Below are 19,747 nucleotides of genomic sequence, written 5' to 3'. Positions count from 1 at the left end.
CCCGGAACCCCGGTTGGGAACGTCAGAGCATGAGCGCACACGCCACCACACCCACGACTCGGCAGCTTCTGAGCAAAGTCCCCGAGATCACCATCTGGTTCTGGATCATCAAGATCCTCTGCACCACCGTCGGAGAGAGCTTCGCCGACTACATCAACATGGCCCTCGGCGTGGGCCTGGTAGCCACCGCGATCATCTTCACCGTCGTCACCGTCATCGTCCTCGCCGTCCAACTGCGTCTCACCCGCTACCGGCCCGCGGCGTACTGGCTCACCGTCGTGGTGCTCAGCATCACCGGAACCCTCTACACCGACATCCTCACCGACCAGGCCGGCGTGCCACTCGCGGTCAGCTCGGCCGTCTTCGCCGCCGCTCTCGCGGTGGTGTTCGCGATCTGGTTCGCCCGCGAACGCACCCTCTCGATCCACAGCATCGTCACCCGCCCCCGCGAAGCGTTCTACTGGGTCGCCGTGCTCGTCACCTTCGCTCTCGGCACCGCCCTCGGCGACTGGACCCTCGAACTCACCGGCTGGGGCCCCGGCCTGTCCATCCTGCTTCCCCTGGTGCTCATCGGCATCGTCACCGCCCTCTGGCGCTACGGCGCCAACCCCGTGCTCACCTTCTGGATCGCCTACATCCTCACCCGCCCCCTCGGCGCGAACATCGGCGACTGGCTCGGCCTCACCCCCGCCGAAGGCGGCATCGGCCTCGGCACCTTCACCACCAGCCTGATCTTCCTAGCCGCCATCCTCGCCACCGTGATCTACCTCACCGTCAGCAAAACCGACATCGTGGAACGCGACCGAAACGCACCGGAACCCGCGACGACACCCCGACGCCGACGGGCGACGCTCGGCATCCTGGCCATCGTCGCGATCGCCACCGTCGCACTGCTGACCTACACGAACAGCCAGCCCCACGCGAGCGCACTGGCCGACGAGGGCCCCGGCCCCAGCTGCAGCGACACCTCCACGCTCACCCAGGACCAAGCCGCGAGCAATGCTGCCGCGCACTTCTCGGTCACCGCCATGAACGACTTCCGCACCATCACGACCGACATCCTCACCTCGGTGCAGAGCGGGGATCGGGCCGGCGCCAGCAAACGGGCCACCGAGCTCGAGACTGCCTGGGACAACAACCAGGATGCTCTCAACGCGGCAGACTGCGGCACTTGGACCTACATCGACCAGAAGATCGATCCCGTCCTTTCCTCCGTCCGCTCCAGTACTCCCGACCCGGCCACCGAGCAGAGGGCGCTGCAGACCCTGCTGACCACGCTCGGGGCTTGATCACAATCGAACGTTCACGAGACAGCCACAGGCGGAACGGCGCTCTCTCGAACGCACCTCCCGCAGACTCGGCTGTCCGAAGACATCGATCTCATCGCCCTGGGTGAGCGGCGACACGTCGCGCAACAGATCGAGGGCATTCTCTCGCGGCGACTGGGGCGCCTGTTCGGCGCCGTGCAGTTCACTCCGCGGCTCACTGAGTCGCGACATCCTCATGCTTCCGTTCTGCAGGTGGGGGAGACGCGAATCCAAGTGCAGTTGGTTTCGGCGGTCGGCTATCCTGCCTGCCGACCGAGGTGGTGTCCATCGAGCAGCGTTACGGAGATGCTCCGCCGGCGCGCCTTCGCGTTCTCACGGCCGCGTCGTTCGTGGCGTCGAAGCTGGCAGCGTGGAGTGATCGCGGTGCCGCTCGCGATCTCTACGACCTCTGGGCCCTCGCCGAAGCGTCGAAGATCACGGGCGAGGCGCTCGACATCTTCCGACGGCTCGGCCCCCTCACCAGTGCGTCGAAGGTCAGCTTCGTGGATGTGCCAACGCACACGGAGTGGACTCGCGCTCTGGGGCATCAGTGCCTCGTGCGGGTCACGCCGGACGTGGCCGTTGCTGTCGTCGAGGCGGCGTTGGAATCCGCCGCCGGGGGAGCCGAGGCGCCCACGCGCGAGACCTGAGCGGTCAGGCGCCGGCGGCTCGGCCCATCTGCTGCTGCACCTCGCGGTGCAGGTCGACCAGGCTGCTCGCCTGGCCGCGGTCGTGGCGGCGTGCCCACTCGTCGAGGGTCGTGCGCATCTCGAGGCCGGCGAGGCCGAGCGCGGCGCGCACGTCGAGGTCGGGGCGTTCGAGGCGCTCGGCGATCTCGGGGATGAAGCGGTCGGATGACGTGGCCTCGCGGCGCACGGCCGCACCCAGCAGCGCGGGCTCGTGGCCGATGAGCCGACGCACGCGGAGGAACCTCTCGCGCGCCTGAGGATCGGCATCCAGACCGCGCAGCTCGCGTGCGAAGACGGCACGCAGCGCCGTCGTGAGTGCGGCGATGTCGTCGCCCGGCGCGCCGACGCCGGCGAGCGCCTCGGCGAAGCGGCCGTCGTCGATGAAGACGGCGTCTTCTTTCGTGCCGGCCAGGCGGAAGAACGTGCGGGGCGAGACGCCCGCGCGCGCGGCGATCTCGTCGACCGTGGTGCCGGTGACGCCCTTCTGCTCGAACAGGTCGAGGGCGGCCGCGCAGATCTCGACCGCCGTCTCGCGGCGGCGTCGGTCGCGCAGACCTCCACCCGCGGGGGCTGACAGGGGGCTCATGTCCGATACAGTAGTCGATGTCTTATTGGCAGTAACTGCCAAGTTGTCTCTTCCTGCTCAGATTGGTCCTCCATGGTCTCCACCGGAACCGTCCCCACCGCCCCGCCCGGCGCCGGCGTCAAGCCCGCCGTGCGCCCCGGCGCCGTCATCGCGCTGCTCGTCGTCGCCGCCTTCGTCGTCATCCTGAACGAGACGATCATGGGCGTCGCCCTTCCCGAGCTCATGCGCGAGCTCGACATCACCGCCGCCTCCGCGCAGTGGCTGACCACGGCCTTCCTGCTGACGATGGCCGTCGTCATCCCCACGACCGGGTTCCTCATCCAGCGCTTCCCGCTTCGCACCCTGTTCTTCACCGCGATGGGGCTGTTCACCCTCGGCACCGTGATCGCCGCGATCGCCCCCGGTTTCGGCGTGCTGCTGCTGGGCCGCGTCGTCCAGGCGTCGGGAACCGCGATCATGATCCCGCTGCTGTTCACCACCGTTCTGAACGTCGTTCCCGCCCACCGTCGCGGACGCATGATGGGACTCATCTCGATCGTGATCTCGGTGGCCCCGGCCGTCGGTCCCACCGTCTCGGGTCTGATCCTGTCGGTCTTCCCGTGGCGGGCGATGTTCATCGTCATGATCCCGATCGCGCTGGTCGCGATCACCCTCGGCGCCCGGTGGGTGCAGAACCTCACCGACACGCGCCGCGTGACCCTCGACGTGCTCTCGGTCGTGCTGTCGGCCCTGGCTTTCGGCGGCATCATCTTCGGCCTGTCGAGCATCGGCGAAGCGGCGAGCGGTCACGAGATCGTCCCCGTCTGGATGCCGTTGGTCCTGGGCGCCGTCGCCCTCGTGGCGTTCATCGTGCGTCAGCTGCGCCTCGGCGCGACCGACCGTGTGCTGCTGAACCTCGGCGTCTTCCGGCACTCGACCTTTAGCGTCGCCGTGGTGCTGGTGGTCGTGGCGATGACGACGCTGTTCGGCGTGCTCATCCTGCTGCCGCTGTACCTGCAGAACGTGCTGGGCCTCGGGACCCTGCCCACCGGCCTCATGCTGCTGCCGGGCGGTCTGCTGATGGGGCTCATGGCCCCGCTCGTCGGCAACCTGTTCGACCGGTTCGGCGCGCGCCCGCTCGTACTGCCGGGCGCGATCGTGGCCAGCGTCGCGCTCTGGGGCTTCGCGACCCTGTCGACCTCGACCCCCGTCGGCTTCGTCATCGCCGTGCACTGCCTGCTGAGCCTGGGTCTGGCGTTCATGTTCACGCCGCTCATGACCGCGGCGCTCGGATCGCTCCCGCGCCGGCTCTACCCGCACGGCTCCGCGATCGTGTCGACCGTGCAGCAGCTCGCCGGCGCGGCGGGCACCGCGGTGTTCGTCACGCTCATGACCGTGGGTGCGGCGTCGGCCGTGGCCGACCGGGGCGCATCGGCCGTGGATGCCACGGCATCCGGCATCCACACCGCGTTCTTCGTCGCTGCGTGCCTGTCGCTGGCGGTCATCGTGCTGGCGGCGTTCGTGCGGACGCCGGCCCAGGTCGACGACGCCGAGGCGATGCCGGCGCACTGACGTCTGCACGCCGCTCCCGCGCGGGCCGTCCGACGGTGCGCGCGGGAGCGGCGTTTCGTCGTGCTCGGGCGGCGCGCCGACGCCCCCGTTACGGCACCCCCGTCGACGCCCGCGCCACCAGCTCGGGCGCGAACACCGTCTGCCGCGTCGGGCGGTCGGGGTCGTCGGCCTCGTCGAGCAGGATGCGCATCGCGGTGCCGCCGATGAGGGCGCTGGGCTGACGGACCGAGGTGAGGGGCACCGCCGCGGCGGCGGCGAACGGGATGTCGTCGAACCCCACCACGGCGATCTCGTCGGGGACGAGCATGCGGCCGTCGACGACGAGTCCCTGCAGGAGTCCCAGGGCGAGCAGGTCGTTCGCGGCGAACACCGCATCGGGTCGGTCCGGTCTGTCGCGGGCGAGCAGGCGTCGACCGGCGGCGACGCCCTCGTCGACGGTGAGCGCGTGCGTGGGAACGACTTCGAGACTCGCGCGATGCACGCTGTTCTCGACGGCGCTGCGGGCGCCGGCCAGGCGGTCGGTCACCTGCCGGATGTCGAAGGATCCGCCGACGAACGCGAGGTGGCGGCGCCCGGTCGCGAGCAGGTGCTCGGCCGCGAGTCGGCCCCCGGCGACGCTGTCGACCGACACTGACGAGAAACGCGCGTCGCCCGAGAACCGGTCGATGAGCACCGAGGGGATGCCGCGCGAGCGCAGCCGGGTGAGTCGGGCGGTGACGTCGCCGAACGGGGCGATGAGCAACCCCCGCACCATCTGCTGTTCGAAGAGGTCGATGTACAGCGTCTCGCGCGCGGCGTCTTCGTCGCTGTTGCCGTGCAGGAGCGCCAGGCCGCGCGCGGTGGCCTCGTTCTCGGCGCCGCCGACGACGTCGGCGAAGAAGGGATTGCGCCCGTCGAGGGCGACGAAGCCGACGGTGGTGCTGACGCCCGCGCGCAGTTGCCGGGCGGCGTCGTTGCGCACGTACCCGAGCTCTTCGATGGCGTGGTTCACCCGCTGGATCGAGGCGGCCGAGACGGCGTCGGGTCTGTTGAGCACGTTCGAGACGGTGCCCACCGAGACGCCCGCGAGGGTGGCGACGTCGCGGATGCTGATCGACACGGCGCCTCCTCACGTCACGATCCGGTCTCGGCGCGATCCCGACTTGACCGCGTCGTCGGGCTCACCCTACAGTGACTGGCATCCAATCTGAAACGATTCAGATTGTGCCGGGCAACCGGCTCCACCCTCGATGAGGAGGCCGCATGGCTGACGCGATGGACGCGACACCCGCCACGCCCCACCACGCCCTCGAGCTCCGGCGCGTGATGAAATCGTTCGGCCCCGTGGTTGCTCTGCGGTCGGGGAGCCTCACGCTCGACCGCGGATCGATCCACGCCCTGATCGGTGAGAACGGCGCGGGCAAGTCCACGCTCGTGAAGATCATCGCGGGGCTGTACCGCCGCGACGACGGCGACTTCCTTCTCGACGGCGAGAGCGTCGACTTCGCCAGCACGGCGCAGTCCAAGGCCGCCGGCATCGCCGTGATCTACCAGGAGCCCACGCTCTTCCCCGACCTGTCGGTCACCGAGAACATCTTCATGGGACGCCAGCCCACCGGGCGTCTGGGGCGCATCGACCGGGGGAAGATGCGCGACGAGGCGACCCGCATCTTCGCGCGTCTCGGTGTCTCGCTCGATCCCGACCGGGTGACCGAGGGGCTCTCGATCGCCGACCAGCAGATCATCGAGATCGCCAAGGCCATCTCGCTCGACGCCCGCGTGCTGATCATGGACGAGCCCACCGCCGCCCTCAGCGGCGTCGAGGTCGAGCGACTGTTCGCGGTCGCCCGCAGCCTCCGCGACGAGGGGCGCGCGCTGCTGTTCATCTCGCACCGCTTCGACGAGGTCTTCGCCCTGTGCGACACCGTCACCGTCATGCGCGACGGCGCGTACGTGCACACGACGTCGTTGGTCGACACCACGGTCGACGACCTCGTGCGCCAGATGGTGGGACGCGACGTCACCGAGCTGTTCCCCAAGCTGCCGTCCACCCCGGGCGAGGTCGTGCTCGAGGTCGAGGGGCTGACGCGCCGCGGAGTGTTCCGCGACGTGTCGTTCTCGCTGCGCGCCGGTGAGATCGTCGGTCTCGCGGGACTCGTCGGTGCGGGCCGCAGCGAGGTCGCCCGTGCGATCTTCGGCGTCGACACCTACGAATCGGGCACCGTGCGGCTGAGCGGTGCAGCGCTGCCGAAGGGAAGCGTCCGCCTCGCCACCGCGCGAGGCCTCGCCCTCGTCCCCGAGGATCGCCGCAAGCAGGGCCTCGTGCTCGACGAGGGGGTCTCGCGCAACATCACCCTCGCGATCCGGACGAAGCTCTCGCGGTGGGGTCTGCTGCGCACCACCGACGAGAACCGTGCCGCCCGCGAGTGGGCGAGCCGGCTCGAGGTGAAGACCGCCGCTCTGGATGCCACCGCGGGAACGCTCAGCGGAGGCAACCAGCAGAAGGTCGTCATCGGCAAGTGGCTCGCCACCCGGCCGCGCGTGCTCATCGTCGACGAGCCGACCCGCGGCATCGACGTGGGCACCAAGTCGGAGGTGCACAGGTTGCTCTCCGAACTCGCCCAGCAGGGGCTCGCGATCCTCATGATCTCCAGCGAGCTGCCCGAGGTCCTCGGAATGGCCGACCGCGTGCTCGTCATGCGCGAGGGGCGGCTGACGGGCGAGTTCTCGCGAGCGGATGCCACCCCCGAAACCATCATGTTCGCCGCGACCGCCGATGTGGAGGCCACCTCGTGAGCACCGCCACCCCCATCCGTCCGGGCACGAGCCCCGCGGCACGACTCGTCTCGCACGTCGCCACGGCGCGCGAGAGCGGCATCGTGCTCGCGCTCGTGCTGATCGTCGTCGTCGCGACGGTGAACAACCCCACCTTCCTCTTCTCTCCCGACGGCTTCCGCGACCTGCTGCTGACCCCCTCGCTGCTGCTGCTCGTGGCCGTCGGCCAGGCGATCGTCATCATCACGCGCAACGTCGACCTCTCGGTCGGCTCCGTCGTGGGTATCACCGCGTACCTCACCGGCCGGCTCTTCATCGACGTGCCGGGACTCCCGCTCGTGGTGGTGTTCCTCGCGGGCATCGTGGTCGGCGGCATCCTCGGATTCGTCAACGGGGCGCTGGTCGCCTACGCCAAGGTCCCCGCCCTGGTCATCACGCTCGGCACGATGTACATCTACCGCGGCCTCAACGTCGCCTGGGCGGGAAGCAACCGCGTCAACGCCGGCGACCTGCCCGCGGACTTCCGGGGACTCGGGACCGGGCAGATCCTCGGCATCCCGCTGCTGACGATCCTCGCCGTGATCGTGCTGATCGCCGCCGCCTGGTACCTGCGCAACCTGCGCAGCGGTCGCGAGCTCTACGCCCTCGGGTCCGACCCGGCGGCCGCCCACCTCTACGGACTCAAGGTCAACCGTCGCATCATCGGCGCCTTCGTCACGAGCGGTGCCCTGGCGGGCCTCGCGGGTGTGCTGTACGCCGCGCGCTACGGCACCGTCGCCTCGAACGCCGGCTTCGGCTGGGAACTGCAGGCCATCGGCGCGGCCGTGATCGGCGGCGTCGCCATCTCGGGCGGCGTGGGAACGGTCTGGGGCGCCGCGATCGGCGCCTACCTGCTGCTCACGATCAACCGCGCGCTGCCGATCCTCGGCATCGACGACTTCTGGCAGCGGGCCGTCGTAGGTGCGCTCATCCTCGGCGCCATCGTGCTCGACCGTGTGCTCGCGGTCCGCCAGTCCCGCACGCTCACCGCACAGAGGGAGACGGGTCGATGACCTCCACCACCGTCGACGACCGCGCGCGCACCTACCGCGCGCACGCCCGCCCGTTCTGGCGTCGGGCCCTACTCACCCGCGAGGCTGCCATCATCGGCATCCTGCTGCTGGTCATCGTCGTGTCGATCGCGACCGTGCGCAACTTCGACAGCCCACTGACGGTCACGTATCTGCTGCGCGACATCGCCCCGATCCTGCTCATCGCCCTGCCGATGACGCTCATCATCATCACCGAAGAGATCGACCTGTCGGTCGCGAGCATCGTCGGACTCTCGAGCGTCACGGTGGGGGTGCTCACCCAGGCCGGCTGGCCGTTCGAGATCGCCGCCCTCGCCGCGATCGTGGTGGGCCTCGTCGCCGGGGCGATCAACGGCTTCCTCGTCACCGTCGTGGGGCTCCCCTCGCTCGCGGTGACGATCGGAACCCTGGCCCTGTTCCGCGGCATCGCGGTGGGGCTGCTGGGCACCGAGGCCGTCACCGAGTTCCCCGAGACGTGGACCGACCTCGCCAAGGCCAACATCCCGGGCACGCCGCTGCCGCTGATCATGGTGCCCTTCGCGGTGCTCGCCATCGTGTTCGCGGTGCTGCTGCACCTCACCCCGTTCGGTCGCTCGCTGTACGCGATCGGCCTGAACAAGGAAGCGGCGCAGTTCTCGGGCATCGACGTCGCCCGCACCAAGTTCCTGCTGTTCGTCCTGAGCGGCGCGGTGTCGGGCTTCGCCGGGGTGTACTTCACCCTGCTCTACAGCAACGCCCGCGGCGAGAACGCCATGGGAATGGAGCTGCAGATCATCGCGGCGGTGCTGCTGGGCGGCGTGTCGATCTTCGGCGGTCGCGGAGCCCTGCACGGCGTGATCGCGGGCGTGCTGCTCATCGGCACCCTGGGCAGCGCCCTGCGCCTGGCCGGAGTCACCAGCGACATCATCAACGTCATCACCGGAGCCCTCCTCGTGCTCTCGGTGGTGTCCGCCAGTTTTCTCGCCTGGCTGCAATCTCGACGCGCAACCGCGCTCGGCAAGAGGAAGGGGTCACGCTCGACCGCTCCGGCGTCGACCGCCTGACCCGCACACCACCCGCGCCACACATCTGCACAACGGAAGGAAACAACGATGTTCGCATTCACTCGCAAGACCCGCGTCGGCACCGCTGCCGCCGCCCTCGCCCTGGCGGTCACCCTCGTCGCCACCGGCTGCTCCGGCGGCAGCGGCGGAGGATCCACCGGCGGAGGGGATGGCGGAAACCTGGCCATCACCTTCTTGCCGAAGAACCTCGGCAACCCGTACTTCGAGACCTCGAACAAGGGCGGCGAAGAAGCCATCGGCGAGTTCGGCGGCACCTTCGAACAGGTCGGCCCCAGCGAGGCGACCCCGACCTCGCAGGTGCAGTACATCCAGACCGCGGCCCAGCAGGGCGTGGGGGGCCTGGTCATCTCGGCCAACGACCCCTCGGCGATCTGCGACGCGCTCGACGAGGCCCGCAGCGCCGGCGTGAAGGTCGTCACCTTCGACTCCGACACCGACGCCGAGTGCCGCGACCTCTTCATCAACCAGGCCACGGCCGAGGGCATCGCCAAGGTGCAGGTCGACCTGATCGCCGAGCAGATCGGTGACTCCGGTCAGGTGGCCGTGCTTTCGGCGGCCGCGAACGCCACGAACCAGAACGCCTGGATCGAGCTGATGAAGACCGACCTCGCCGCCAACCACCCGAACATCGAGCTCGTCGACGTCGTCTACGGCGACGACGACGACCAGACCTCGTTCGACCGCACCGCAGCGCTGCTCCAGACCTACCCGAACCTCAAGGGCATCGTCTCGCCGACCACCGTGGGCATCGCCGCGGCCGGCCGGTACCTGTCGACCTCGGAGTACAAGGGCAAGGTTGCGCTCACCGGCCTCGGCACTCCCAACCAGCTGCGCGAGTACGTGCAGGACGGCACCATCACCGCGTTCGCGCTGTGGAACCCCGCCGACCTCGGCTACCTCTCGGCGTTCGCGACGAAGGCGCTGATCGACGGGCAGATCACCGGCGCCGAGGGCGACACGTTCGAAGCCGGCAAGCTCGGCGAGTTCACCGTCGGCGCCGACGCGACGGTGCTGTTGGGCGACCCGTACGTGTTCGATTCGGCGAACATCGCGGACTTCGACTTCTGATCCGAAGCCCCGCACCGGCCCCGGCCGCCCTCGCGGCGGTCGGGGCCTCGGTCGTTCGCGGCGTGGCGCGCGTGGCACCGGGGGAGACGAGCGCGGCGCCCGTCGCACCGGGGATCGGCGGGCACGAGCCCGCCTCTGGCGCTCAGCGGCCCACGAATCCCATGTGCTGCGCGTTGTAGCGGTCGCCGTGCACGCCGATGCGACGGGCCAGGCCGTCGAGGTCGGCCCTGTCGTCCGCCGAGAGGGCGATCTCGCTCGAGCGGGCATTCTCGTGGATCCGCTCGGTGCGCCGCGTTCCGGGGATGGGGGCGATGTGCGCCCCCTGGGCGAGCAGCCACGCGAGGGCGATCTGCCCGGGCGTGCACTCCTTCCGCGCGGCGAGCTCGCGCACGTGCGCGACGAGCGCCTGGTTCGCGGCGAGGTTGTCGGCGTCGAAGCGGGGGACGCGCGTACGGATGTCGCCGTCGCTGAACGTCGTCGAGGTGTCGACGGTGCCCGTGAGGAAGCCCTTGCCCAGCGGGCTGAAGGGCACGAACCCGATGCCGAGCTCGGCGAGGGTGGGGAGGATCTCGGCCTCGGGGTCTCGCGTCCACAGCGAGTACTCGCTCTGCAGCGCCGTCACCGGGAACGTCTCGTGGGCGGCGCGGACGGTGGCCGCCGAGGCTTCGGACAAGCCGAAATGGCGGACCTTGCCGGCGGCGACGAGTTCTCCGACCGTTCCCGCGACGTCTTCGATCGGGACGTCGGGGTCGACGCGGTGCTGGTAGAAGAGGTCGATCACGTCGGTGCGCAGGCGGGTGAGCGAGGCGTCCGCCACCCGTCGGATCTGCTCGGGGCGGCTGTCGAGCCCGGCCATCGCCCCCTCGCGGATGTCCCACCCGAACTTGGTGGCGATGACGACCTGATCGCGGATCGGCTCCAGTGCCTCGCCGACCAGCTCTTCGTTGTCGTAGGGGCCGTAGACCTCCGCCGTGTCGAAGAAGGTGACGCCCGCATCGAGAGCCGACCGGAGCACCGCGATCATCTCGTCGCGGTCGCCGGGGTTCGGGCCGTACGACTGCGACATCCCCATGCAGCCGAGCCCGACCGCCGAGACCTCGAGGCCCTGTCCCAGAGTCCGTGTGTGCATGCTGTCACTCCTCCCGCGCCGCCGCGGCGGCATCGTGTGCGAGTCCACCCCGGGACTCGGCGTCGGTCGTCGACGGACAGGCGGCGCTCAGCCGCATCCGCCCGGAACTGCTCGACTCCGGTACGGCGACGCGGACCCCGCGCCCGTCGGCCCTGTCGTCCGTGCGGTCGACGCTACGCCCGAACCCGACGGGCAGGGACGCTCCGTCAGTACACCCCTCACCGGCGATTCCCTCGCCCGCGGCACCGCGAAGGGGCGGGCGCGCGTCGAGGCATCGAGGGCCCGGCGGCCGAGAAGGCCCCGGCCTCCGGCGACTAACCGCTCGACGCCCGCACGATCAGCTCGGGGCGGAACCTCACCTGGCGCTCGGCGGGGTCGAGCTCGCCGTCGAGCTGACGCAGCAGCAGGTCGACGGCCGTGGAACCCAGGGCCTCGGCGGGCTGACGCACCGAGGTGAGCGGCACGACGGTGGCGGCGGCGAAGTCGATGTCGTCGTAGCCGACGAGCGCGATGTCGTCGGGCACGCGGATGTCGCCGAGCATCGTGAGGGCCTGCAGCACGCCGACGGCGAGCAGGTCGTTGGCGGCGAAGACGGCGTCGGGGCGGTCGGCGCGCTCGCGCACGCGTTCGCCCGCGGCGCGGCCGGCGAGCACGGTCATGGCATCGGCCTCGATCACCTCGAGCTCGGCGCCGTCGACCTCGGCGACCGCGCGGCGGGCTCCGGCGAGGCGATCGGCGACCTGGCGCGTGGTCAGGGGGCCGGCGACGAAGGCGATCCGGCGGCGTCCCCGTGCGAGCAGATGCGCGACGGCCAGGTGGCCGCCCTCGACGTCGTCGACCGAGACCGCGCAGACGTCGGCGCCGTGCATCTGCTCGTCGACGAGCACGACGGGGATGCCGGCGGCCGCCAGGCGTTCGACGACGTCGCCGTCGACGTCGGCGGGGGTGAGCAGCACCCCGGCCACCCGTTGCTCTCGGAACTGGTCGAGGTAGAGACGCTCGTGGTCGGGGTCGGCGCCGCTGGAGCCGAGCAGCACGACGTAGCCGTCGTCGGCGGCGCGGGCTTCGGCGCCGCGGGCGACGGCGGCGAAGAAGGGGTTGCCGGCGTCGAGCACGATGAGCGCGATGCTGCGGCTGCGACCGGCGCGCAGCTGGCGGGCGGCGTCGTTGCGCACGTACCCGAGGGCGTCGATGGCCGCGCGCACGCGCTCGGCGGCGGCGGCCGACACCGTGGCCCGACCGTTGAGGACGTTCGACACGGTGCCCACCGAGACCCCCGCGCGCGCCGCGACGTCCGTGATCTTGACCGCCATGATCCGACGACGATATCGCACGCGCACACCCGCTGTGCTATCGTGCGATGAAACGATTCATTCTCGAGGAAGAGAACCCGCCCCATGTCCGCACAGACCACGCGCGTCTGCTTCGAACTCCGCGTCCGGCCCGAGCTGATCGACGAGTACGTCGCACGGCACACGCCCGTGCCGACCGAGATGCTCGACGAGATCGCCGCGGCCGGGCGACGCAACTACTCGCTGTTCCTCGGCGCGCACGGGCGGCTCATCGGCTACTACGAGACCGACGACGACGCGGCCGCCCAGGCGTACCTGGCCGCCTCGCCGATCGCGGCCGCGTGGGAGGCCGAGATGGCCCCGTTCTTCCTCGGCCTCGAGGGTCGTCCCGACCAGGCCGCCACCGCCCTCACCGAGGTCTTCCACCTCGCCGACCAGCTCGCATACGCGGGAAGGAACCCGTCATGACCACTCTCGGCCCCGAGATCCTCTCCGCCCTCGAACAGCAGGCGATCGAGCTGCCCTCCTGGGCGTTCGGCAACTCCGGCACCCGCTTCCGCGTGTTCCCGACGCCGGGCACCCCGCGCGACGCGTTCGAGAAGATCGCCGATGCCGCCGAGGTCCACCGCCTCACCGCCCTCGCGCCGAGTGTGGCCCTGCACATCCCGTGGGACCTGGTCGACGACTTCGGGGCGCTGCGCCGCCACGCCGACGACCTGGGCGTGCGCCTCGGCACGATCAACTCGAACACCTTCCAGGACGAGGACTACAAGTTCGGCGCCCTCACGCACCACGACGACGCCATCCGTCGGAAGGCCATCGACCACCACCTCGCGTGCATCGACGTGATGGATGCCACGGGCTCGCGCGATCTGAAGATCTGGCTCGCCGAGGGCTCCAACTACCCCGGGCAGAACGACATGCGCGGTCGCCAGGACCGCCTGCAGGACTCGCTGCAGCAGATTTACGCCCGCCTCGGCGACGACCAGCGCCTGGTGCTGGAGTACAAGTTCTTCGAGCCGTCGTTCTACCACACCGACGTCCCCGACTGGGGAACGTCGTACGCGCAGGTGGCGTCGCTCGGAGACAAGGCGATGGTCTGCCTCGACACCGGGCATCACGCGCCCGGCACCAACATCGAGTTCATCGTCATGCAGCTGCTGCGCCTCGGAAAGCTCGGCTCGTTCGACTTCAACTCGCGCTTCTACGCCGACGACGACCTCATCGTCGGATCGGCCGACCCGTTCCAGCTGTTCCGCATCCTCACCGAGGTCGTCCGCGGCGGGGGCCTGAACAACCCCGACGTGGCGTTCATGCTCGACCAGTGCCACAACATCGAGGACAAGATCCCCGGCCAGATCCGCTCGGTGCTCAACGTGCAGGAGATGACGGCGCGCGCGCTGCTCGTCGACCGTGACGCTCTGGCCGCCGCGCAGCAGGCGAACGACGTGCTCGGCGCCAACGCCGTGCTCATGGACGCGTTCTACACCGACGTGCGCCCGGCGCTCGCCGAGTGGCGGGAATCGCGCGGCCTCCCCGCCGACCCCATGGGGGCCTTCGCCGCCTCGGGCCACCTCGCCCGCCTCGCCGACGAGCGTGCGGGCGGCACCCAGGCCGGCTGGGGCGCCTGACCCCGCCCCGCGGGGGCGACGCCCGCCTCGCCCCGGCGCTTCTTCTCGCGCGGCCCGTCGTGCCGCCGTCCACCCCTTCGAATCCCGTGAGGACCGTCATGACCCGCTCCACCGCCGCCGACCTCGTCGCCCGCAGCAACCGCCTCGGCTCCGACCCGAAGGTCACCAACTACGCCGGCGGCAACACCTCCGCCAAGGGCACCGACATCGACCCCGTCACGGGTGAGCCGGTGGAGCTGCTGTGGGTCAAGGGCTCGGGGGGCGACCTCGGCACCCTGACCGAGAAGGGGTTGGCCGTGCTGCGGCTCGACCGCATGCGCGCGCTCGTCGAGGTGTACCCCGGCGTCGAGCGCGAAGACGAGATGGTCGCCGCCTTCGACTACTGCCTGCACGGCAAGGGCGGGGCCGCGCCCTCGATCGACACCGCCATGCACGGACTCGTGGATGCCGCGCACGTCGACCACCTGCACCCCGACGCCGGCATCGCGATCGCCACCGCCGCCGACGGCGAGGAACTGACCACGCGGATCTTCGGCGACGCGGTCGTGTGGGTGCCGTGGCGTCGCCCGGGCTTCCAGCTCGGACTCGACATCGCGGCCATCAAGGCGAAGAACCCGCAGGCGATCGGCACGATCCTCGGCGGGCACGGCATCACGGCCTGGGGCGACACGTCGGAGGAGGCCGAGCGCAACAGCCTCTGGATCATCGACACCGCCCAGGCCTACATCGACCAGCACGGGGTCGCCGAGCCGTTCGGCGGCGTGCGCGACGGCTTCTCGGCGCTCCCCGAGGCCGAACGACGCGCGAAGGCGGCGGCCCTGGCTCCGACCATCCGCGGTCTGGCCTCGACCGACAAGCCGATGGTCGGCCACTTCACCGATGCCGACGTCGTGCTCGAGTTCCTGGCATCCGAGAAGGCTCCCGCCCTGGCCGCGCTCGGCACGAGCTGCCCCGACCACTTCCTGCGCACCAAGGTCAAGCCGCTGATCCTCGACGTGCCCGCCGACGCCTCCGTCGAGGACTCGATCGCGCGTCTGCGCGAGCTGCACGCCGCCTATCGCGCCGACTACCAGGCGTACTACGACGCCCACGCCGACGCCGACAGCCCCGCGATCCGCGGCGCCGACCCGCTCATCGTGCTCGTGCCGGGCGTGGGCATGTTCTCGTACGGCGCGAACAAGCAGACCGCGCGGGTGGCGGGCGAGTTCTACGTCAACGCCATCAACGTCATGCGCGGGGCCGAGGCCCTCTCGACGTACGCGCCGATCTCGGATGCCGAGAAGTTCCGCATCGAGTACTGGGCGCTGGAAGAGGCCAAGCTGCTGCGCGCACCCAAGCCCAAGACCCACCAGGGTCGCGTCGCGTTCGTCACGGGTGCGGCATCCGGGATCGGCAAGGCCATCGCGACCCGTCTGGCGGCCGAGGGTGCGTGCGTCGTCGTCGCCGACCTCGACCTCGAGAAGGCGCGAGCGGTCGCCGCGGAGCTCGGATCGAGCGACGTCGCCATCGGCGTGGCGGCGAACGTGGCGGATGCCGAGGGCGTGCAGGCCGCGATCGACGCCACCGTGCTGGCCTTCGGCGGTGTCGACCTCGTCGTCAACAACGCCGGGCTGTCGCTGTCGAAGCCGCTGCTGGAGACCACCGAGAAGGACTGGGATCTGCAGCACGACATCATGGCGAAGGGCTCGTTCCTCGTGTCGAAGGCGGCGGCGAGAGCCCTGATCGCTCAGGGGATGGGCGGCGACGTCATCTACATCTCGTCGAAGAACTCCGTGTTCGCCGGCCCCAACAACATCGCCTACTCGGCCACGAAGGCCGACCAGGCGCACCAGGTGCGCCTGCTCGCGGTCGAGCTCGGCGAGTACGGCGTGCGCGTCAACGGCATCAACCCCGACGGCGTCGTGCGCGGCTCCGGCATCTTCGCCGCGGGCTGGGGCGCCAACCGCGCCGCGACCTACGGCGTCGACGAGAAGGACCTCGGGCAGTTCTACGCCAACCGCACGATCCTCAAGCGCGAGGTCGTCCCCGAGAACGTCGCCGACGCGGTGTACGTGCTCACCGGTCCCGAGCTCACCCGCACGACCGGACTGCACGTTCCGGTCGACTCCGGCGTCGCCGCGGCGTTCCTGCGATGAGTCGTACCCGCGCGGTCGCGGCCGTCGACCTCGGCGCCACCAGTGGCCGCGTGATGATCGGCCGCGTCGGCGAGGGCACTCTCGCACTCGAGCAGGTCGCCCGCTTCGCCAACGGTCCGGTGCCGCGCGCCGACGGCTGGCACTGGGACATCGATGCGCTCTGGGAGCACGTGCGCGCGGGGCTCGCCGAGGCGCTGCGCCGCGAACCCGCGATCGAGAGCATCGGCATCGATTCGTGGGCGGTCGACTACGGGCTGCTCCGCGACGGCGAACTGCTCGCCGAGCCGTTCCACTACCGCGACGAGCGCACGGCGCGCGGCGTCGACGTCGTGCACGCCACGATGCCGTTCGACGAGCTGTACCGCCGCGCCGGCCTGCAGTTCCTGCCGTTCAACACCGTGTACCAGTACGCCGCCGACGCGCGTCTCGCCGAGGCCGAGACGAGCCTGCTCGTCCCCGACCTGCTCGCCCACCGGCTGACCGGGCACGCCGTCGCCGAGCGCACGAACGCCTCGACCACGGGACTGCTCGACGTGCACACGGGGGAGTGGGACACCGCGCTCGCCGAGGCTCTCGGCATCCCGGTGCGCGTGCTGCCGCCGCTCGTCGATCCGGGCGACACGATCGGCACGACCTCCGACGCCCTGGGCGCGCGGCCCGTGATCGCCGTCGGGTCGCACGACACGGCCTCGGCCATCGTGGCGGTGCCGCTGTCGAGCCCGAACGCGGCCTACATCTCGTGCGGCACGTGGGGCCTGGTGGGCCTGGAGCTCGACGCCCCGATCGTGACGGATGCCGCCCGCGCGGCGAACTTCACCAACGAGGGCGGGGTCGACGGGCGCGTGCGGTTCCTGCACAACGTCACCGGACTCTGGCTGCTGAGCGAGACGGTGCGCGCGTGGTCGGAGGCCGACGGTGCCCCCGTCGATCTGCCGTCGCTGCTGGAGGCCGCGTCGGCGGCGCCGGAGCCCCCGCACCTGTTCGACGCGAACGACCCGTCGTTGGCCGCCCCCGGCGACATGCCGACGCGCATCGCGGCTCTGCTCGGCGGCGAGGTCCCGGGCCTCGAGGGGCGTCCGGCCTTCGCGCGGGCGATCGTCGAGAGCATCGCCGAGGCCTTCGCGGCGGCCCTGCGCACCGCGGGAGAGCTCGCCGATCGGCGCATCGACGTCGTGCACCTGGTCGGGGGCGGGGCCATGAACGCCCTGCTCTGCCAGGCCACGGCCGACCGCTCGGGACGCGTCGTGCTGGCGGGGCCGGTCGAGGCGACCGCCCTCGGCAACGTGCTCGTGCAGGCCCGCGCGCTCGGTGTCTTCGGCCGTGGCGCCTCGCTCGAAGACCTGCGTGCGCGGGTGGCCGAGGCGTTCCCGCCGCGGCGTTTCGATCCGCGTTCCTGACCCCCCTCCCGGCGACGTCCGGTTGGCCCTAGTATGTGGTCAGACCACACGAAGGAGAGCATTCCCATGGTTCAGCGTCAGCTGCCGAAGGTCGGCGAGCTCCTCGAGCTCATGCAGTTCAAGAAGCCCGAGCTCGATGCGCGCAAACGGCGTCTCGACGCGGCGCTGACGATCGACGACCTGCGCTCGATCGCCAAGCGGCGCACGCCCAAGGCGGCCTTCGACTACACCGACGGGGCGGCCGAGGGCGAGCTCTCGCTCGACCGCGCGCGGCGCGCCTTCGAAGACGTGGAGTTCCACCCCGACATCCTGCGCCCGGCCGCGCACGTCGACACCTCGTGCCAGATCCTCGGCGGCCCGTCGGCTCTGCCGTTCGGCATCGCCCCCACCGGCTTCACGCGTCTCATGCAGACCGAGGGCGAGACGGCCGGTGCGTCCGCGGCGGCGGCGGCCGGCATCCCCTTCACCCTGTCGACGCTCGGCACGACCTCGATCGAGGGTGTCAAAGCGGCCAACCCCGTCGGGCGCAACTGGTTCCAGCTGTACGTCATGAAGGACCGCGCCATCTCGTACGGCCTCGTCGAGCGGGCCGCTGCGGCGGGCTTCGACACGCTGCAGTTCACCGTCGACACCCCGATCGCCGGCGCCCGCCTGCGCGACAAGCGCAACGGGTTCTCGATCCCCCCGCAGCTGACGGTGGGCACGATCGTCAACGCCATTCCGCGGCCGTGGTGGTGGGTCGACTTCCTCACCACGCCCAAGCTCGAGTTCGCCTCGCTCAGCACCACCGGCGGCACCGTCGGCGAGCTGCTGAACGCGGCCATGGACCCGACCATCAGCTACGACGACCTCGACATCATCCGCGCCATGTGGCCGGGCAAGCTCGTGGTCAAGGGCGTGCAGAACGTCACCGACGCCGCCCGCCTGGTCGACCTGGGCGTCGACGGCATCGTGCTGTCGAACCACGGTGGACGCCAGCTCGACCGCGCGCCCATCCCCTTCCGCCTGCTGCCGCAGGTGGTGCGCGAGGTGGGCAAGGACGCCACGGTCATGGTCGACACCGGCATCATGAACGGCGCCGACATCGTGGCATCCATCGCCCTGGGCGCGAAGTTCACGCTCATCGGGCGCGCCTACCTGTACGGACTCATGGCCGGGGGGCGCCAGGGCGTCGATCGCACGATCGAGATCCTGCGCAGCGAGATCGAGCGCACGATGACGCTGCTCGGCGTCTCGTCGCTCGACGAGCTCGAGCCGCGCCACGTCACGCAGCTCACGCGCCTGGTGCCCGTCGCCGGTCAGGGGAGCGACGCGCGGGTGTGATCCGCGGGTGCGACCCGCGGGCCCGGGTCAGCGAGCGGGCGCCAACAGGCCGCCCAGCGCACCGAGCACGTCGGCCAGGGGCATCGACGGCTCGAGCAGCCACTGCACCTGCAGGCCGTCGGAGGCGGCGATGAGCAGGGCGGCGACCTGGTCAGGGTCGAGGTCGGCGCGCACGAGCCCCTCGGCCTGTTCGCTGCGGAGGCGCGCGGCGAGCTCTCCGCGCAGGCGCGCGAAGCGCTCGGTGAAGTAGGCGCGGGCCGTCGCGCTGTCGTCCTTCAGCGAGGCGGCGACGAGCGTGGTGTACAGCTCGACGAGGCCGGGCACCGAGGTGTTGTGGGCGGCGGCGTCGGTCAGCGATGACAGCGCGGTGGCGTCGGGTGCCGGGGGAGTCTGCCGGTTGGCGTGGTCGTACACGGCGACGAGCAGTTGCTCGCGCGAGTCGAAGTAGTGCAGCAGGGCCGCGTGCGAGACGCCCAGGGCGCGCGCGATGCTGCGCAGCGACGCCCCCTCGGCGCCGCGTTCGGCGAAGACGCCGATGGCGCGGTCGAGGATCTCCTGCCGCCGTGCGACACCCTTCGAGTACGCGCCGGAGCGGCCGAGGCGATCGTCGGCGGCGTGGGCGGCGCCGTCGCCCGCCGGGTCGACCGGGTCGCCGACGTCGGGGGTCTCGTCTTCGCGCCGCATCCCGTCAGTGTAGACCGCTCAAAAGTGACCACTGGATGGTTTAATGGTAGCGTTCCCACCGGCGTCG

General features: G+C 70.8%; 17 protein-coding genes and 1 pseudogene. 13 read left to right on the top strand and 5 right to left on the bottom strand.

Annotation, left to right across the window (positions count from 1 at the left end; genetic code table 11):
* Nucleotides 1-29 precede the first annotated feature (29 nt).
* The 3 genes and pseudogenes from IFU19_RS00680 (at nucleotide 30) to IFU19_RS16765 (ending at nucleotide 1,957) form a co-directional block, all read left to right on the top strand.
* Entirely contained in the window at nucleotides 30-1,289 is a 1,260-nt protein-coding gene (locus tag IFU19_RS00680; protein ID WP_191915490.1) for a COG4705 family protein, read from the top strand.
* Nucleotides 1,290-1,361: 72 nt separating this feature from the next.
* Nucleotides 1,362-1,442 (top strand): annotated as a pseudogene (locus IFU19_RS17110) (hypothetical protein); the annotation flags it as partial.
* A 143-nt stretch (nucleotides 1,443-1,585) separates the two neighbouring features.
* Nucleotides 1,586-1,957, top strand: coding sequence for a nucleotidyl transferase AbiEii/AbiGii toxin family protein (locus IFU19_RS16765; RefSeq protein WP_191915491.1), 372 nt, complete (start codon nucleotides 1,586-1,588; stop codon nucleotides 1,955-1,957).
* A gap of 4 nt (nucleotides 1,958-1,961) precedes the next feature.
* Here IFU19_RS16765 and IFU19_RS00665 read toward each other — a convergent pair whose 3' ends face one another.
* The gene (locus tag IFU19_RS00665) at nucleotides 1,962-2,582 is read right to left on the bottom strand and encodes a TetR/AcrR family transcriptional regulator (RefSeq protein WP_055832857.1); all 621 of its coding nucleotides are present in this window, start codon (nucleotides 2,580-2,582) and stop codon (nucleotides 1,962-1,964) included.
* Between the two features lie 72 nt (nucleotides 2,583-2,654).
* On the opposite strand from IFU19_RS00665, the gene IFU19_RS00660 reads away from it, so the two are divergent.
* Nucleotides 2,655-4,133, top strand: a complete 1,479-nt coding sequence (locus IFU19_RS00660; protein ID WP_192012658.1) for an MDR family MFS transporter — start codon at nucleotides 2,655-2,657, stop codon at nucleotides 4,131-4,133.
* 88 nt (nucleotides 4,134-4,221) lie between these two features.
* On the opposite strand, the gene IFU19_RS00655 is transcribed toward IFU19_RS00660, so the two are convergent.
* Entirely contained in the window at nucleotides 4,222-5,232 is a 1,011-nt protein-coding gene (locus IFU19_RS00655; protein ID WP_191915493.1) for a substrate-binding domain-containing protein, read from the bottom strand.
* Nucleotides 5,233-5,375: 143 nt separating this feature from the next.
* On the opposite strand from IFU19_RS00655, the gene IFU19_RS00650 reads away from it, so the two are divergent.
* The 4 genes from IFU19_RS00650 to rhaS are packed head-to-tail and all read left to right on the top strand — an operon-like array spanning nucleotide 5,376 to nucleotide 10,089.
* On the top strand, nucleotides 5,376-6,908 hold the full coding sequence (locus tag IFU19_RS00650; RefSeq protein ID WP_192012657.1) for a sugar ABC transporter ATP-binding protein: 1,533 nt from the start codon (nucleotides 5,376-5,378) through the stop codon (nucleotides 6,906-6,908).
* Complete coding sequence (locus IFU19_RS00645; protein WP_070409161.1) at nucleotides 6,905-7,939, top strand: ABC transporter permease; 1,035 nt, start codon at nucleotides 6,905-6,907, stop codon at nucleotides 7,937-7,939. Before IFU19_RS00650 ends, IFU19_RS00645 begins: the two co-directional genes overlap by 4 nt.
* Nucleotides 7,936-9,000, top strand: a complete 1,065-nt coding sequence (locus IFU19_RS00640) for an ABC transporter permease (protein WP_055832861.1) — start codon at nucleotides 7,936-7,938, stop codon at nucleotides 8,998-9,000. Before IFU19_RS00645 ends, IFU19_RS00640 begins: the two co-directional genes overlap by 4 nt.
* 48 nt (nucleotides 9,001-9,048) lie before the next feature.
* Entirely contained in the window at nucleotides 9,049-10,089 is a 1,041-nt protein-coding gene (gene rhaS, locus IFU19_RS00635; RefSeq protein WP_055832862.1) for a rhamnose ABC transporter substrate-binding protein, read from the top strand.
* A 142-nt stretch (nucleotides 10,090-10,231) separates the two neighbouring features.
* Here rhaS and IFU19_RS00630 read toward each other — a convergent pair whose 3' ends face one another.
* Nucleotides 10,232-11,218, bottom strand: coding sequence for an aldo/keto reductase (locus IFU19_RS00630; RefSeq protein ID WP_192012656.1), 987 nt, complete (start codon nucleotides 11,216-11,218; stop codon nucleotides 10,232-10,234).
* Nucleotides 11,219-11,532: 314 nt separating this feature from the next.
* A complete protein-coding gene (locus IFU19_RS00625) occupies nucleotides 11,533-12,531 on the bottom strand; it encodes a LacI family DNA-binding transcriptional regulator (protein ID WP_192012655.1) in 999 nt (332 codons plus the stop codon).
* 84 nt (nucleotides 12,532-12,615) lie between these two features.
* On the opposite strand from IFU19_RS00625, the gene IFU19_RS00620 reads away from it, so the two are divergent.
* From IFU19_RS00620 to IFU19_RS00600, 5 genes are all read left to right on the top strand, one after another.
* Complete coding sequence (locus tag IFU19_RS00620; RefSeq protein ID WP_192012654.1) at nucleotides 12,616-12,978, top strand: L-rhamnose mutarotase; 363 nt, start codon at nucleotides 12,616-12,618, stop codon at nucleotides 12,976-12,978.
* A complete protein-coding gene (gene rhaI, locus IFU19_RS00615; RefSeq protein ID WP_192012653.1) occupies nucleotides 12,975-14,141 on the top strand; it encodes an L-rhamnose isomerase in 1,167 nt (388 codons plus the stop codon). Before IFU19_RS00620 ends, rhaI begins: the two co-directional genes overlap by 4 nt.
* A 98-nt stretch (nucleotides 14,142-14,239) precedes the next feature.
* Nucleotides 14,240-16,276 carry a bifunctional aldolase/short-chain dehydrogenase gene (locus IFU19_RS00610; protein ID WP_192012652.1) on the top strand — a complete coding sequence of 679 codons (2,037 nt, stop codon included), beginning with the start codon at nucleotides 14,240-14,242 and terminating at the stop codon, nucleotides 16,274-16,276.
* Nucleotides 16,273-17,673 carry a rhamnulokinase gene (locus IFU19_RS00605; RefSeq protein ID WP_192012651.1) on the top strand — a complete coding sequence of 467 codons (1,401 nt, stop codon included), beginning with the start codon at nucleotides 16,273-16,275 and terminating at the stop codon, nucleotides 17,671-17,673. Before IFU19_RS00610 ends, IFU19_RS00605 begins: the two co-directional genes overlap by 4 nt.
* A 66-nt stretch (nucleotides 17,674-17,739) precedes the next feature.
* Nucleotides 17,740-18,996 (top strand): alpha-hydroxy acid oxidase, encoded by a 1,257-nt coding sequence (locus IFU19_RS00600; protein ID WP_055832869.1) that lies wholly within the window; start codon nucleotides 17,740-17,742, stop codon nucleotides 18,994-18,996.
* A gap of 27 nt (nucleotides 18,997-19,023) precedes the next feature.
* On the opposite strand, the gene IFU19_RS00595 is transcribed toward IFU19_RS00600, so the two are convergent.
* The gene (locus IFU19_RS00595) at nucleotides 19,024-19,680 is read right to left on the bottom strand and encodes a TetR/AcrR family transcriptional regulator (protein WP_055832870.1); all 657 of its coding nucleotides are present in this window, start codon (nucleotides 19,678-19,680) and stop codon (nucleotides 19,024-19,026) included.
* Nucleotides 19,681-19,747 lie beyond the last annotated feature (67 nt).

The sequence above is a fragment of the Microbacterium sp. CFBP 8794 genome (genome assembly GCF_014841235.1).
GTDB lineage: Bacteria > Actinomycetota > Actinomycetes > Actinomycetales > Microbacteriaceae > Microbacterium.
Note: the sequence above shows the minus strand (reverse complement) of the source record. Positions and strands in the feature narration are given on the sequence as shown.

What these genes read in the sequence shown, in the direction of transcription:
- IFU19_RS00680 (WP_191915490.1), top strand. Translation starts at nt 30, where the DNA reads ATGAGCGCACACGCCACCACACCCACGACTCGGCAGCTTCTGAGCAAA.
- IFU19_RS00665 (WP_055832857.1), bottom strand. Translation starts at nt 2,582, where the DNA reads ATGAGCCCCCTGTCAGCCCCCGCGGGTGGAGGTCTGCGCGACCGACGC.
- IFU19_RS00660 (WP_192012658.1), top strand. Translation starts at nt 2,655, where the DNA reads ATGGTCTCCACCGGAACCGTCCCCACCGCCCCGCCCGGCGCCGGCGTC.
- IFU19_RS00650 (WP_192012657.1), top strand. Translation starts at nt 5,376, where the DNA reads ATGGCTGACGCGATGGACGCGACACCCGCCACGCCCCACCACGCCCTC.
- IFU19_RS00640 (WP_055832861.1), top strand. Translation starts at nt 7,936, where the DNA reads ATGACCTCCACCACCGTCGACGACCGCGCGCGCACCTACCGCGCGCAC.
- rhaS (WP_055832862.1), top strand. Translation starts at nt 9,049, where the DNA reads ATGTTCGCATTCACTCGCAAGACCCGCGTCGGCACCGCTGCCGCCGCC.
- IFU19_RS00630 (WP_192012656.1), bottom strand. Translation starts at nt 11,218, where the DNA reads ATGCACACACGGACTCTGGGACAGGGCCTCGAGGTCTCGGCGGTCGGG.
- IFU19_RS00625 (WP_192012655.1), bottom strand. Translation starts at nt 12,531, where the DNA reads ATGGCGGTCAAGATCACGGACGTCGCGGCGCGCGCGGGGGTCTCGGTG.
- IFU19_RS00620 (WP_192012654.1), top strand. Translation starts at nt 12,616, where the DNA reads ATGTCCGCACAGACCACGCGCGTCTGCTTCGAACTCCGCGTCCGGCCC.
- rhaI (WP_192012653.1), top strand. Translation starts at nt 12,975, where the DNA reads ATGACCACTCTCGGCCCCGAGATCCTCTCCGCCCTCGAACAGCAGGCG.
- IFU19_RS00610 (WP_192012652.1), top strand. Translation starts at nt 14,240, where the DNA reads ATGACCCGCTCCACCGCCGCCGACCTCGTCGCCCGCAGCAACCGCCTC.
- IFU19_RS00605 (WP_192012651.1), top strand. Translation starts at nt 16,273, where the DNA reads ATGAGTCGTACCCGCGCGGTCGCGGCCGTCGACCTCGGCGCCACCAGT.
- IFU19_RS00600 (WP_055832869.1), top strand. Translation starts at nt 17,740, where the DNA reads ATGGTTCAGCGTCAGCTGCCGAAGGTCGGCGAGCTCCTCGAGCTCATG.
- IFU19_RS00595 (WP_055832870.1), bottom strand. Translation starts at nt 19,680, where the DNA reads ATGCGGCGCGAAGACGAGACCCCCGACGTCGGCGACCCGGTCGACCCG.